The sequence below is a fragment of the Pseudoalteromonas sp. GW168-MNA-CIBAN-0100 genome (genome assembly GCF_040309225.1).
GTDB lineage: Bacteria > Pseudomonadota > Gammaproteobacteria > Enterobacterales > Alteromonadaceae > Pseudoalteromonas > Pseudoalteromonas arctica.
In genome coordinates, this window is sequence record NZ_JBEOOL010000011.1 from 93509 (window position 1) to 108822 (window position 15314).

Sequence of the window (15314 nt, forward strand, 5' to 3'; positions counted from 1 at the left end):
ATGCGTACTCATGCTAAATAATTTATCATTACGGAAGAAAATATTATTATTGATTGGTGGAACAATTACCGTTTTACTAATTATTGCCTCAACATTTTTTGTTAAACACATTGCCAACCTCTCTAGAGAAAACATAGAAAATGAAGCGCAAAGTTATCTACAGACCGAGCAACTTTCAATGCAAAGTTACTTTGCGATGTACGGAAAAATGGTATCAACCTTTGTTAATAACCCACATTTAATCAACTTTTTTGAAAATTGGGATACTCGCGATCAAGCACTTGAAAGCGCCCCTGGCTACAACGAAGTAAACCAAGACTTTGTCCGTTTAAGCTCAAATGACGAAAACATTTTATCGGCCTTTTTTGCCTCAGCAACCACCGGTGAATACTTTAAAGAAAATGAACGTACAAGTCACTACAACGGCCAGCCTTATTACGCCTACAAGCGTGGTTGGTGGCAAGAAGCCATGCAAGTTAACAAACTTTACGTAGGTCCAATCTCTGTTGATTTAACCACAGGCGTAGCATCCGCAGTAGTACAACAACCTGTTTATAACGCACAGCGTAAACTCATTGGTATGGGCGGTGTTGATTTACAACTAAACAAAATTAACGACATGGTCGAAAATATTCGCTTTAACGGCCAAGGTTATGGATTTTTACTCGATGGAAATCAAAAAGTAGTTCACTTTTCAAAAGCCACTGGACACAAACTTTCAATTACAGATGAAGGTGTAAACGGTAAAGAAGGACTCGATGCGCTTGAGCAACAATTTACAGATACAGCAGGCTTTAAAGAATTAAATACACAAATGCGAAATAACCTTAAAGGCAGCCAAATGGTTACTTTTAAAGGTGAGCAGTTTTATGTGGTTTACCATCGCTTACAGCTAGATCAGCCTTATATAGATTGGTATGTAGGTCTACTTATTCCTACTAGCATGATTGAAGAGCCCGTAAATGCCGCAGTAACCGCAACAACAACTGCAGTAGTTATTATCTTAATTATTATATTAGCCATGATTTTATGGGCTACCCATATGATTTCAAAACCTATCACAACACTTACGCACATTATGCGTGATATAGCATCGGGCGAAGGCGACCTTACTCAAAAAATTGATATTAATAGCCAAGATGAAGTGGGACAGCTGGCCAATCATATGAACACTTTTATTGATAAATTACGCGCCATGATGCTTGATACCGCAGCGCAAGCAGAACAGCTAAGTAATGCAGCAGCTCAGCTAAGACATGTTTCTGAGCAAACTAATTCTGAAATTCAGCAAGAGAAGCAGCAAGTTGATAGCGTCAGCGCCGCGGTAACTGAAATGGCGACTACTGTGCTTGAAATATCACGTAATGCACAACATACAAATAACGCAGCTGAAGAAGTTCAGGCAATTACAGCTGAAGGTGCTAGCCGTTCTACACAGGCGCAAAAAGTAATGACTGAACTGGCGTTGCATATTGGCGAAGCATCTAAAGTGGTAGCAGGCCTTGAGCAAGAAAGTAATAATATTGGCGCATTAGTCGATGTAATTAATTCAATTGCCGATCAAACCAACTTACTTGCACTTAATGCGGCTATAGAGGCAGCTCGTGCCGGTGAACACGGTCGAGGCTTTGCCGTTGTTGCTGATGAAGTACGCTCACTAGCAAGTCGCACACAAGAATCAACTGACGATATTCGTAATATGATTTCGCGCTTGCAGCAAATAGCTCAACAGGCCTCAGTGATGATGCAACAAGGACAAGATCAAACCGAGGGCTCAGTACTGCAAACTAAAGAAGTACTTAGCTCACTTCACAATATTGCGCAGTCGGTCACTAAAGTACAAGACCAAAGTCATCAAATAGCCACGTCAACTGAGGAGCAAACAGTCGTAGCTGAAGATATTAATACGAGCCTTTCGGCAATTAATAACTTAGTGAACAGTACCGCTGACCATGCGCACACCCTCGCTGACGAAGCTCGTGACTTAAGTGATTTAGCTGCAGCACTTAACAAAACGGTTAACCAATTTAAATTATAAAACACTCATTTAATAGCTGTGTTTAAGCGTCAAACTTAAGCGCAGCTATAACCCTTGTTTTTAATTTATTTAGCACCATATCTTTACAGTTCGCTACTATTTTTACTGTAATTGAGTAATACAAAGTTATTTTTACGAACCAGATCAAATTTTTCGATTTTATACACAGATCTTTTTATTGAGATAGTTTGTTGTTTGGCAGAGTCTGGTATAGTAGCGCACGTAATAAACAGTGCTTTTTGAGCGGTTTAATACAATATTGCTAATTAATATGTTCTAAGTGTTATTTAAAAGCACATATTAATTACCAATTGTTAAAAATGGGTTAGCCGATACTCGGCTGACAAAGAATACATTGTAACGGTTTTATCATGATATCTAATTTATTTACCAAGCTTTTTGGTAGTCGCAATGACCGCACTATTAAAAACTTAAGAAAGACGGTCGCGCTAATCAATGCGCTAGAAACGCAACTTGAAGCGCTTTCTGATGAAGATTTAAGAGCTAAAACAGCTGAGTTTAGAGAACGTTACGATAACGGACAAGGCCTTGACGACATTCTACCTGAAGCTTTTGCTGTGGTACGTGAAGCGTCAAAGCGTGTAAATGGCATGCGTCATTTCGACGTACAGTTATTAGGTGGTATGGTTTTACATCAAGGTCGCATTGCAGAAATGCGTACCGGTGAAGGTAAAACACTAACAGCTACCCTACCAGCTTATTTAAACGGCTTAACAGGCAAAGGTGTTCACGTAATTACTGTGAATGACTACCTTGCTAAACGTGATGCTGAAACCAACCGTGCGTTATTTGAATTTTTAGGCCTTACTGTAGGCTGTAACGTACCGGGTATGATGCCACAGCAGAAGAAGCTAGCTTATACTGCTGACATTACGTACGGTACAAATAACGAATTTGGTTTTGACTACCTTCGCGATAATATGGCTTTTAGCATTGATGAACGTGTTCAGCGTCCATTATTTTATGCCGTAGTCGATGAAGTGGATTCAATCTTAATTGATGAAGCGCGTACTCCGCTTATTATTTCAGGCCCAGCTGAGGACAGCTCTGAGCTATACACTGAAATAAATACCATCGTTCCTTTACTTGAACTTCAAGAAAAAGAAGACGAAGAAGGTGTTGAAGGCGACGGCGATTACACTATTGATGAAAAGTCTAAGCAAGTTCATTTAACAGAACGTGGTCAAATTAAAGTAGAAGAGCTACTTACTGAACGCGGCTTAATTGAAGAAGGCGATTCGCTTTACTCAGCAGCAAGCATTACGCTACTAAGTCACGTTTATGCCGCCCTTCGTGCCCACAAGCTATACCAAAAAGATGTTGATTACGTAGTAAAAGAAAACGAAGTAATCATTATCGATGAGCATACTGGTCGTTCAATGGAAGGTCGTCGTTGGTCAGAAGGTTTACACCAAGCTGTTGAAGCTAAAGAAGGTGTAAATATTCAGAACGAAAACCAAACACTTGCATCTATTACGTTCCAAAACTACTTCCGTTTATACGAAACATTAGCAGGTATGACAGGTACTGCCGATACTGAAGCTTTTGAGTTTCAATCTATCTACGGCCTAGATACTGTTGTTATGCCAACTAATAAGCCAATGGTTCGTGATGATCGCGCCGACTTAGTTTACCTAACGCAAGAAGAAAAATACGAAGCAATTTTAATTGACATTAAAGACTGTCAAGACCGCGGACAACCGGTACTTGTAGGTACTATTTCAATTGAAAGCTCTGAGTATTTATCACAGTTTTTACGCAAAGAAAAAATTAAGCACAACGTACTTAATGCCAAATTTCATGCGCAAGAAGCTGACATCGTTTCAGATGCTGGCCTACCAGGTACAGTAACAATTGCAACCAACATGGCCGGTCGTGGTACCGATATCGTGTTAGGTGGTAACTGGAACAGTGAAGTTGAAAAACTTGAAAACCCAACTGCTGAGCAAATTGCTGAAATTAAAGCAGCTTGGAAAATTCGCCATGATGCGGTAATTGATGCTGGCGGTTTACATATCATTGGTACTGAACGTCACGAATCTCGTCGTATAGATAACCAATTACGTGGTCGTTCTGGTCGTCAAGGTGACGCCGGTTCTAGCCGTTTCTACCTATCGATGGACGATGCACTAATGCGTATCTTCGCTGGTGAACGCATGACTAACATGATGCGTAAACTAGGTATGCAACGCGGTGAAGCAATTGAACATCCATGGGTAAACCGTGCGATTGAAAATGCACAGCGTAAAGTAGAAGCACGTAACTTTGATGTTCGTAAGCAATTGCTTGAGTACGATGATGTAGCAAACGATCAACGTCGCGTTGTTTACTCTCAACGTAATGAGCTACTTGAAGAAGGCGATATTTCAGAGACTATCACAGCAATTCGTGGTGATGTTCTTGCTAGTGTAATTGATCAGTACATTGCACCGCAAAGCCTTGCTGAAATGTGGGATATTCCTGGCCTTGAAGAGCGTTTAAAACAAGACTTCTTACTTGAGTTGCCAATCACTCAATGGTTAGCAGATGACAATAAACTATACGAAGAAAAACTTCGTGAGCGTATTGAGCAGGCGGTTGAGCAGTCATACAAGCAAAAAGAAGAGCAAGTTGGCGATTCTGTTTTACGTCAATTCGAAAAAGCGATTATGCTACAAAGTCTTGATCAGCATTGGAAAGATCACCTTGCTGCTATGGATCACTTACGTCAAGGTATTCATTTACGTGGTTACGCGCAAAAGAATCCTAAGCAAGAGTATAAGCGTGAATCGTTTGAGCTGTTTTCTGAAATGCTTGAAAACTTGAAAGTAGATGTTGTAAGCATCCTAAGTAAAGTACAAGTACGCGCAGAAGAAGATGTTGAAAAAGTAGAAGAGCAACACCGTAAAAGTGAAAATGCTCCTCGCGAATACCAACATGAAGAAGCTGAGCAAGTAGGTGGCGAAGCGCCAGCACCAGAAACAGCTACTGTAATGGCTCGTACAGAACCAAAAGTAGGTCGTAATGACCCTTGTCCTTGTAAATCAGGTCAAAAATTCAAACAATGTTGCGGTAAATTAAAATAGCCCAGTATTGTTATTAGCTTATTAAAAAGCGGCGCTAGCGTCGCTTTTTTTTATGGAGTTTTAAAGTAATGACTATAGAAATTGTACATGTAGCTGTTGGTGTTATTAAGAAAAATAACGCTATATTCATTTGTAAACGCGCAGATGAACAACATCAAGGCGGTTTATGGGAATTTCCTGGTGGCAAAGTAGAAGCAGGTGAAAGTGTTTTTGTTGCACTTAAACGCGAGCTTACTGAAGAAGTTGGATTAACAATTCACAGCTCTAGTCAACTTATGGTGATTGAACATGACTACGGCGATAAGTGCGTTAAATTAGATGTACACGTAGTAAGTAACTTTAGCGGTGAAGCACATGGCGCTGAAGGGCAACCTAGTGAATGGGTAGCAATTAGTGAATTAGAAAATTATGATTTTCCTGAAGCTAATGCTGAAATTATCGAGAAAATAGTAGCCCGATACGCATAAAAAAGGGCATAAGTGAGCACAATGAACATCTCAATACAAAATAAGCTAAGCGAACAATTAGCATTAAATCCTGAGTTAACTCAAGTTAGTGTGATTGGTAGCGGCCATATAAATAGTACATGGCTACTTACGTGTATTGATAAACAGTTTATTGTGCAAAAACTTAATACTGAGGTATTTAAATACCCTGCTCAGTTAGTAAGTAATGCAAAACTAATTGAGCAGCATTTAAATACCAAACAACTACAAAGCAACTACCCCCTTGAAACAGTTAAGCATATAGCCATACAAAACAACGAACACTTAATAGAAATTGATAGCGCGCATTATCGCGTCCTTAGCTATATTAATGACAGTTACAGCGAAGACGTTGTTAAAAATGCGCAACAGAGCGAGCAAGCGGCTTACGCCTTTGGCGTATTCGCTCATGCATTACAAGATTTTGATACACAACAACTACATACTGTAATTCCTGATTTTCACAACTTAGCGATGCGCTTTGAGCAATTAAATATCGCAATCACAAATAACTCTGTAAATAGAGTAAAGCACTGCGCTGACGAAATAGAATATTGCTTATCGCAGCAACATTTAATCACCGAGCTTAATAGCATAGCTAAGCAGATACCACTTAGAGTGTGTCATAACGATACAAAAATAAATAATATGCTGTTTTGTAGTGCAACTCACAAAGCAAAAGCAGTGATTGATTTAGATACCTGCATGGCGGGATTTAGGCTTTATGATTTTGGCGACATGGTACGCACTTTCTGCTCCCCCGAAGCCGAGGATTCAACAAACTTACACAACGTTATTATTCGAAAAGATATATTTTCAGCCATTGTTAAAGGCTATGTAACGCCATTAAAAAGCAGCATGAGTACAAAAGAACAAGAAAGCCTGCTGTTAGGCGCTAAAATAATGCCGCTCATGTTAAGTGTGCGCTTTTTAACTGATTACTTAAATAACGATGTGTACTTTAAAGTGGCTCATGCAGAGCATAATTTAGAGCGAGCACAAAACCAACTCGCGCTTTATAAAAACATACTCAGTAACGAAAAATGGATGCACCAATGCTTAATGAGCTAAAGCTTATTTAACCTGAACTCTGGTTAAGAGATTTATTAACGTATTGAATCATGGTGATATTTAAATTTATTTTCTCTAGCCAGAGATTTTTAGTGAAAACAAGGCGAATTTACGCGTCAATAGCTGGCCTATTGCAAGTAAATTCAACGCAGTTAGCGCTGAAAATAGCTGCTTGAGATAGTTTTATTATCCATAGTTCAGGTTATTTACAAATTCAAGATACAAAAAACCAGTAAGCTAAAAACTTACTGGTTTTTTGTTAACTTTAAATCAGTCTATTTAGTAAATTACCAAATTTTTACGCGATCTTCTGGTTTGATATACATTTTATCACCTTCTTTTACGTCAAACGCTTCGTAAAACTCAGGCATATTCGACAAAATACCGATTACACGGTAGTGACTTGGTGAATGAGGGTCTGTTAATAAACGATTACGTAACTCTTCATCGCGATAGTTACGACGCCAAATTTGTGACCAACCCATAAAGAAGCGTTGATCGCCTGTGTAACCATCAATCACTGGTGATTTTTTATCACCTAAAGACAGCATATACGCTTTATGCGCAACCGTTAAGCCACCTAAGTCACCAATGTTTTCGCCAAGCGTTAGCTCGCCATTAACACTTGCATCCTCAAACGGTTTATATTCGTTATACTGTGCAACTAAAGCCGCTGTACGCTCTTCAAATTGCTTAAGGTCAGTCTCACTCCACCAGTTACGTAAGTTGCCATCACCGTCGTATTTAGCACCTTGGTCGTCAAAACCATGACCAAGCTCATGCCCAATTACTGCACCAATTGCGCCGTAGTTTACAGCATCATCCGCTTCTAAATTAAAGAATGGCGGTTGTAAAATAGCTGCTGGAAATACAATTTCGTTGTTTACTGGATTGTAATACGCATTTACTGTTTGCGGAGTCATGTGCCACTCAGAGCGATCAACTGGTTTACCCAATTTAGCAATCATGTCTGCGTATGCCCATTCGCTATAACGAATGTAATTGCCTACTAGCTCATCTGAGTTAATATCCAGCTCTGAGTAATCTTTCCACGTGTCTGGGTAACCAATTTTAGGCGTAAATTTGTCTAGTTTTTCTTTCGCTGCAAGCTTTGTTTCAGGGCTCATCCACTCAAGATTTTCGATAGCAACACCGTAACCTTTAATTACGTTATCAACTAATTCTTCCATGCGTGCTTTAGCTTCTGGCGGGAAGTTATCTTTAACGTATACCTTACCTAAAATTTCACCAAGTACACTGTTAGATGCATCAACCGCTTGTTTCCAAAGAGGTGCTTGTTCTTCTACGCCACGAAGTGTTGTGCTGTAAAAGTCAAAGTTAAGGTTAACTAAATCTTCACTAAGTAGCTCTGCATAACCACTTACAAAATGAAATTTTAAGTAGTTTTTCCACGTCGCTAAATCAGTGTCTTTGTAAATAGTAGCAAGTGCTTCTAAGTAGCTTGGTTGACGTACAATAATGTCACTTGCACTCACGCCTGCATCTTTAAAGAATGCAGCTAAATCAAGGTCACCCATCAACTTGCTTGCATCTGCTACTGTCATCTTGTTATAAGATTTAGTTGCATCACGGCTTTGCACACGGCTCCACTGAGCATCAGCTAGTGTTTTTTCAAATGCAAGTACGCTCTTAGCAGCTTCTGCTGCATTTTTAACGCCTGACTTAGCTAAAACATCAGTGATGTATTGCTCGTAAGAAGCGCGAATTTTAGTGAATTTTTCGTCATCTTTTAAGTAATAGTCACGATCTGGTAAACCAAGACCCGACTGAGATAAATACAATGCATACTCGCTTGAGTTTTTAGCATCGTTATTTACAAACCAACCAAACGGTAAAGTACCGCCTTGTTTTTGAATTTTAGCCATTAAACCCACTAAATCAGCTTTAGATTTAACGCTATCAATTGTATCTAATGACGGTTGTAATGGCGTAATACCTAGCTCATTACGCGCATCTTTATTCATATAGCTTTTATAAAATGCACCAATTTTGTACTCATCACTGCCTTTTTTAGCGGCTTTGTTTGCGGCTGCACTTTCAAGGGCTATTTTCATCGCTTTTTGCGACTCATCATATAACTGCGAAAAAGAACCGTAGTTAGATTTATCACCTGGTATTTCAGTTTTAGCTAACCACTGACCATTTACATGGTAGTAAAAATCGTCTTGTGCGCGTACTGAACTATCCATATTAGCTAATTCAATACCAAGCTCTAGTGGTTTTTCAGCGGGTGCTGTTACTACTGGAGTGTCGGTTACTTTAGTTTCTTGTTGTTTTTCACCACAACCTACCAAGCCAAGCGCAAGTGCGATACTTGCAGCAGCCATTGTTACTTTATTCATAATTATTCCGTTTGTTAGTTAGAATTGAATCATACCAATCTGCTTATATATGGGGTCTATTTAACGTTAAGAAAATTACGCTAGAACCAGGCAAAAATTTTTGTATCTAGCTGCTCTAAATAAAAAATTTTTAACGACGTTATAGTGCAATTTAATTCGTTAAATTGATCAAAGACTTATGCAGGTTGGTATCACATACCAACTCCATTAAATTCTTGAATATAGCAGGAGTAAAAATAGCACTGCCTACACGCTTTTACTTAATGGAATGGGTATCAAAGAGCTTTCGATCAATATAAAGCCCACGCAGTATCATAAACCTCATTAAGCCAACAATAAAATGGAATATGTAACAAAGTATTTTGAATGCGGTGAGCTGCCAAATTAGCTCCACCAATAACAAGATGGTGGGTAGTTAAGACTTACTTTTATTTTTTCCGTGAAGCGCTAAACGCTCTAGTTTTTCTTTTAAAGAAGGGGGTGCAGAAGATGCTATCGCGTTTAAGTAATCAGCTGTTTGCTCACTCATTTTACGTGAGTTGGTAACTGCAGGGCTGCCCGACTTATTCGCTGTACTTAATCTCTGAGTTGCTTGAGGATTTGCAGTTATTTTTATTTGCCCGAGCTCTGCCATTCCGGCAGCTCTAAAATGTGAAAGCATATCCATTTTTAAATAATTAAGCCTAAGCGCGATAGGTGCAGATACCGCCTCTATCATTAGCGTGCCGTCTCGGTAATTACTGACTCGGCATTTATCACCCAACTTAGGACCCAAAAAATCTTTTAATAGGGTTTGCTGTGTATCAAGTGCTTGGCTTTTGCCTGCATAAGCTGATAAACGATTATTTAACCCCGCCATAATATCGGTTAGCGGTTTTGGTGCATATCTATCTTTAGCCATTTTACACCTCGTAAAAGCTCACTTAGACCCAGAGATAATACTCTAGGTCTAAGTATACACTGCGTATTAATACTACGCGCCGGCTATTTGCATTTGCTCTATTAATACTGAGCCAGTTTGAATACCACCACGGCGTTCGATGTCACCACCAATAGCAGATATGCCTTTAAACATATCTTTTAAATTACCAGCAATGGTAATTTCGCTTACAGGATATTGGATTTCACCATTTTCAACCCAAAAACCAGCAGCACCACGAGAGTAATCACCCGTTACGGTATTTACGCCCTGCCCCATTAGCTCTGTAACTAATAAGCCGGTGCCCATCGTTTTTAATAGTGCAGTTAAATCGTTATGAGTTTGCTCAACAAGCCAATTATGTATACCGCCAGCATGCCCTGTTGGGGTCATATTCATTTTACGCGCAGCATAACTTGCTAATAAATAAGTTTGTAGCTCGCCGCCTTGAATAATTTCTCTATCGAATGTTTTAACACCTTCGCTATCAAACGGTGACGACGCCAACCCTTTTAAAATATGTGGGCGCTCGGCAATATTCACACAATTACTAAATACTTGTGTGCCTAAGCTATCAAGTAAAAAACTTGATTTACGATAAAGCGCACCACCACCAATTGCCGACACTAAGTGACCAAACAATGAATTTGCAATATCGGCTCTAAAAATAACAGGCACTTTCATTGTGCCTAACTTTTGGCTATTTAATTTAGCCAATGTTTCAGCTGCTGCTTCAAGCCCAACTGCTGCTGCGTCATTTAAACCCGCTTGATCGCGTGCAACAGTATAAGCAGAGTCGCGTTGCATCTGCTCGCCATCTTGACCTATTACCATCGTACTAATGCTATGACGAGTGCGTGGAAAGCCCGTTATCAAACCATGGCTGTTACCATAAACACGTAATCCTTGGTGAGATGAAAAACTCGCACCATCAGAGTTAACAATGCGCTCATCTGCATTTAATGCAGCTTGCTCAGCAGCATGACAAAGCTCAATACCTTCTTCAGGGCTTACATCCCAAGGATGGTATAAATCTAAATCTTTAGGATTAAATTCAAGTAACTCTTTGTCAGCAACGCCGTTAAATGGGTCATCCGATGTAAATTTGGCTATATCAATCGCTTTTTCGACTACCATGCGCAATGTTTTTGGATTTAAATCAGCTGTCGATGCTGAGCCTTTATTATTACCAACATATACACTAATGCCTAAGCCGCCGTCTTGGTTAAACTCAATGGTTTCTACTTCACCCATTCGTGTACTAACCGATAAACCAGACGTGCTAGACATGGCAGCTTCTGCAGCTGTAGCGCCTAATTTTTTAGCATGTTCGAGTACTTCTGCTACCGCATCTTTAACTTGCGATATTTGAGAATAAATTGGATCGTTTTGTTGGCTTTTCATAAATTAAGTCCTGAGCCTTAGAGGCATAATGCACGCATTTCTTATATTTAAATGCTAACACACTCAATGCATCACATCAGCTAATATTCCTAAGTATCATATTCATGTATAATGGCAAAAGTTATTTTTATTTAAGAGCACCCCATGGCAAAGAAAAAAGGCAAGCCTGCTGAAATTGAAGAAGAAATTGAATATGTATCAAGAACGGAGCTTAAGCGCGAAGCGCAAGAGTTTCATCAGTTAGGTACTGAAATTGCCAAAATGGGTAAAAAACAGCGCGAACGCCTGCCATTAAATGACGATTTAAAAGCGGCAATGGTTGTTGCTGATAAAATAAGTAATAAAAGTGACGCGTACCGCCGTCACTTAAACTACATCGCTAAAACGTTGCGTACTGTAGAAAACATTGACGCTATTAGAGCGATTATCGATGTAATGCTTAATAAAAATAACCAAGCTGAAGTATTGGTCAAAAAAATTGAGCAATTACGTTCAGACCTAATTGAACAAGGTGATGACCTTATCAATGAGACTATTGAACAGTTTCCGTCTCTTGATCGTCAGCAAATGCGTCAATTGGTTCGTAATGCGGCAAAAGAAGCGAAAGCTGAAAAGCCGGGTAAAGGTTATAAAGAGTTATTTCAATATCTCAAAGATGCCCATACCGTTACGTATTAATTAGACCGCATTAATTGATATTTTATTAAAAAAGGTGCTTCGGCACCTTTTTTGTTACAGATCAAACCGCCTCACTGCGTACTTTTTTATAATCACTCCCTAAATAAATACTTAGGTGCGCGTGATGATTAAACTTCCACAATGGGATCAAACCCTAATAAACAAATATAATGTGTCTGGCCCGCGTTATACCTCGTATCCCACAGCTCTATCACTGCGTGATGGATATCAACAACAAGACCTACTAAGCGCTGTAGAATCGTCAACGAGTCGTTCACTTTCTCTATATATTCATATCCCGTTTTGTAGCCAGCTTTGCTACTACTGTGGTTGTAATAAAATAATTACCCGCCATCAATCTAAGGCAGATACGTACCTCGACTTTTTAGCAAAAGAAATTACTGCCCAAGCTCATTTATTTAAAAACTACACGGTTGAGCAATTACATTTAGGTGGCGGTACTCCCACCTTTTTAACCGCAAAACAAATGACTCGTCTAATTAAGCTTTTAGAGCAGCACTTTAGTTTTACAAGCACAACAGAGCGCGGCATTGAAATAGACCCACGCTCACTTGCCGATAATATGCTTGTTGATTTAAGAATGCTTGGCTTTAACCGTGTCTCATTTGGGATTCAAGACTTTAACGACGACGTGCAACTTGCTGTTAATCGCCCGCAAAATGCAGATACGGTTAAGCAATTAATTACACAAGCTCGCGAGCTGGGATTTCAATCTATTAATACAGATATGATTTACGGGCTTCCTCTGCAAACGCCAGAGAGCTTTAAGCAAACTATAGAGCAACTTATTGAGTTAAGCCCTGACCGAGTATCGGTGTTTAACTACGCGCATTTACCAGAGCGCTTTGCCGCACAGCGTAAGATTAAAGATGCAGATTTACCCAGTGCACATAACAAACTCACTATGTTTAAAAACACGCTGGAGCAGATGACGCAAGCAGGCTATCAATTTATTGGTATGGACCACTTTGCAAAAACCGATAACGAACTAGCTATTGCGCAAAATGAAGGCAAGTTACATCGTAATTTTCAAGGTTATACAACCCATGGAAATTGTGATTTATTAGGCTTAGGCGTGTCATCAATTTCGCAAATTGGCACTGCTATTTTACAAAATCAAAAAGAATTAAAACATTATTACCACAGCGTAGAAACACAAAGCGGCTGCGCACTTAATAAAGGTATGCACTTAACACATGATGATGTAATTCGTGCTGATGCAATTAAGCAACTCATTTGCCAGTTTGAATTAGATATACAAGACTTTAGCGAAAAGCATGCGCTTATATTTAATGACTACTTTGAGGATGCGTTATTAGCGCTTGTACCACTTATTAAAGATGAACTAGTCACTATAATTAATAATAGAATTAGCGTAACACCACGCGGCAACTTATTCATTCGTATTATTTGCATGTGCTTTGACGCTCATTTACAAAAACAAATAAATGCGACGCGTTTTTCACGAGTGATTTAGCAGATCACTAATTTATTGCAATTAGTATGAAAATTTTTACGCATAAAAAAAGCAGACCAAGGTCTGCTTTTTTTGAGTACTCGATAAATTAAAGTTAGTTAAAAACCACTTTATCGCTGCCAGGAGCGGCTTTAAACTCGATGATAATTTTAGCGCAATCGGCTTTAACTTCATCTTTAAGTGTTTCTTCAGCTTGCCAACGAGCCTTATCTAGCTTAAAAATCTCTTTTTTAGCATATTTTTTACGTGCATCGTGTGTCGGCATTTCTTTAACTACCTGGTACATTTTATAAATGCCAGGATATTGTGTCGTTAAATCACGCTCGCTCTCAAAGCCATATTGAGACATAAGTACCCAAATACGTAAACAGCCTTCAGAAAACTCACACTGCTCTTCATTCATTGCACGCGCAATTAAATGAATACTATCGGCTAGTTTGGCATTTCGCTTTAAACGCGACTTCTCAAGCTTTTGCTTTTGTTCAGCCTGCGTTTTAGCAATTAACTTTTTTTGCGCATTTAACTTATACAGCAACTGACCCGCATAAAATGCCAGACCAACTATTATAGCAGCGCCTAAAAGTAAGGCTAAAATTACCGCGGTACTCATTATTTATCCTTACTATTTGTCGTCTTCATCTAACCATTCGTTGGCTAAATCGTCAGATAAGTATTGATCGAAATCAGAATTGCCTTTGCTTTCAATATCATCTTCAAGGTCATCTTCAAATTCGTCTTCATCCTCGTCTTCAATACCAAGAATTTCACACAACGCCTGATGGCGAGCAATACGGCTATTAAAGTACTTAGCATCTTTACCAGTTAGCATTTCACCTTCTTCATGACGCTCTACTAATTTAAGTAAACGCTCGTCATTCTCAAGTGCTTCTAGCTCTTGTTCAGGTGTAAATTCAGGCTCGATTACCTTTTTCAGCTCAATAGTTGGCTTTAAGTTGCGTTTCATTTCAACTTTAGGCTCAGGCGCAGTTGCAATTAATGGTACAGGCTTTTTACTGCCTACACGCTTATCTTTAGGCGCGTGACCAGCATTATGGCTTTCGCTATCTAGTAAATCTGGCGCGTTACGAGAACCTGGCTTAGCGCCTTTGGTTTTTTTAACTCGCTGCTCTTTTAATGCGCGCATTTCTTTAAGCTTATCTTGGCTTAAACGAACAGGTCCGTTTGCTGGGCTTTTGCGTGACTTTTTAGTTCTACTCATATCTTGATCATCTCACTTAAGAGGTTTTGAGCGAAGCGCAAATTAATGGGCATCGCAGTGCTGGCCTAGCCAGAAGAATTCAGTTTGCGCTTAGAGGTTGGGTCTCTCATTTAAAAGCGCCTTAGCTAATTAATCGCTAATTTTAAACGGTGGGTATTGTAACAGGACAAATAAAAAGGCGGTAGAGAAAACATCTCTACCGCCTGCTAATCTGAGCGCCATTATCTGGACACTTCTCCCTTCGACTTTTTTTAGTCTTTATTATTTTTATTATTATCAGTCCGTATTGTTATTATTTTTACGTTCCTTGTTACATTCCATTTTGTTTTTATTATTAAACTTCCATGAGTTTTTTATTATTTTCGGTCATCCTGACACTTTTTTATTATTTCCTTTAGTAGCACTAATCTTATGCTATGTAGTCATGCCGCGTTACTTTCCTTGATAGTTATTTCCGTTTTGTTATTGTTGTTTTGCGACAGTGGTTAATTTACTCGTTAATGATTTTGTTACAACTGGTTTATATAACTTTTATTATCTTTATTACATTGAG

General features: G+C 39.1%; 11 protein-coding genes. 6 read left to right on the forward strand and 5 right to left on the reverse strand.

Going from position 1 to position 15314, the window contains the following annotated elements; all coding sequences use genetic code 11:
- Positions 1-10 precede the first annotated feature (10 nt).
- From AAEY62_RS08900 to AAEY62_RS08915, 4 genes are all read left to right on the forward strand, one after another.
- Entirely contained in the window at positions 11-2038 is a 2028-nt protein-coding gene (locus tag AAEY62_RS08900) for a methyl-accepting chemotaxis protein (protein ID WP_350634824.1), read from the forward strand.
- Positions 2039-2409: 371 nt separating this feature from the next.
- Positions 2410-5124 (forward strand): preprotein translocase subunit SecA, encoded by a 2715-nt coding sequence (secA, locus tag AAEY62_RS08905; protein WP_007582061.1) that lies wholly within the window; start codon positions 2410-2412, stop codon positions 5122-5124.
- A gap of 68 nt (positions 5125-5192) precedes the next feature.
- Positions 5193-5591 (forward strand): 8-oxo-dGTP diphosphatase MutT, encoded by a 399-nt coding sequence (mutT, locus tag AAEY62_RS08910; RefSeq protein ID WP_010553815.1) that lies wholly within the window; start codon positions 5193-5195, stop codon positions 5589-5591.
- 21 nt (positions 5592-5612) lie between these two features.
- Positions 5613-6680: a phosphotransferase enzyme family protein gene (locus tag AAEY62_RS08915; protein ID WP_101217270.1), complete on the forward strand. Its 1068-nt coding sequence runs from the start codon at positions 5613-5615 to the stop codon at positions 6678-6680.
- A 287-nt stretch (positions 6681-6967) separates the two neighbouring features.
- Here the strand turns inward: AAEY62_RS08915 and AAEY62_RS08920 are convergent, their stop codons facing one another.
- The 3 genes from AAEY62_RS08920 to pmbA form a co-directional block, all read right to left on the reverse strand.
- Positions 6968-9043, reverse strand: a complete 2076-nt coding sequence (locus AAEY62_RS08920; protein ID WP_010553817.1) for a M13 family metallopeptidase — start codon at positions 9041-9043, stop codon at positions 6968-6970.
- A gap of 415 nt (positions 9044-9458) precedes the next feature.
- Complete coding sequence (locus AAEY62_RS08925) at positions 9459-9944, reverse strand: DUF721 domain-containing protein (protein ID WP_024589904.1); 486 nt, start codon at positions 9942-9944, stop codon at positions 9459-9461.
- Positions 9945-10016: 72 nt separating this feature from the next.
- The gene (gene pmbA / locus AAEY62_RS08930; RefSeq protein ID WP_007582066.1) at positions 10017-11366 is read right to left on the reverse strand and encodes a metalloprotease PmbA; all 1350 of its coding nucleotides are present in this window, start codon (positions 11364-11366) and stop codon (positions 10017-10019) included.
- Positions 11367-11510: 144 nt separating this feature from the next.
- On the opposite strand from pmbA, the gene yjgA reads away from it, so the two are divergent.
- The gene (yjgA, locus tag AAEY62_RS08935; protein WP_007582068.1) at positions 11511-12044 is read left to right on the forward strand and encodes a ribosome biogenesis factor YjgA; all 534 of its coding nucleotides are present in this window, start codon (positions 11511-11513) and stop codon (positions 12042-12044) included.
- Positions 12045-12168: 124 nt separating this feature from the next.
- A complete protein-coding gene (gene hemN / locus AAEY62_RS08940; RefSeq protein WP_350634825.1) occupies positions 12169-13542 on the forward strand; it encodes an oxygen-independent coproporphyrinogen III oxidase in 1374 nt (457 codons plus the stop codon).
- Between the two features lie 94 nt (positions 13543-13636).
- Here the strand turns inward: hemN and AAEY62_RS08945 are convergent, their stop codons facing one another.
- Both AAEY62_RS08945 and yihI read right to left on the reverse strand, forming a co-directional pair.
- Positions 13637-14152 (reverse strand): DUF2489 domain-containing protein, encoded by a 516-nt coding sequence (locus AAEY62_RS08945; RefSeq protein WP_010553820.1) that lies wholly within the window; start codon positions 14150-14152, stop codon positions 13637-13639.
- 12 nt (positions 14153-14164) lie between these two features.
- Positions 14165-14761, reverse strand: a complete 597-nt coding sequence (gene yihI, locus AAEY62_RS08950) for a Der GTPase-activating protein YihI (protein WP_007582074.1) — start codon at positions 14759-14761, stop codon at positions 14165-14167.
- Positions 14762-15314: the final 553 nt, after the last annotated feature.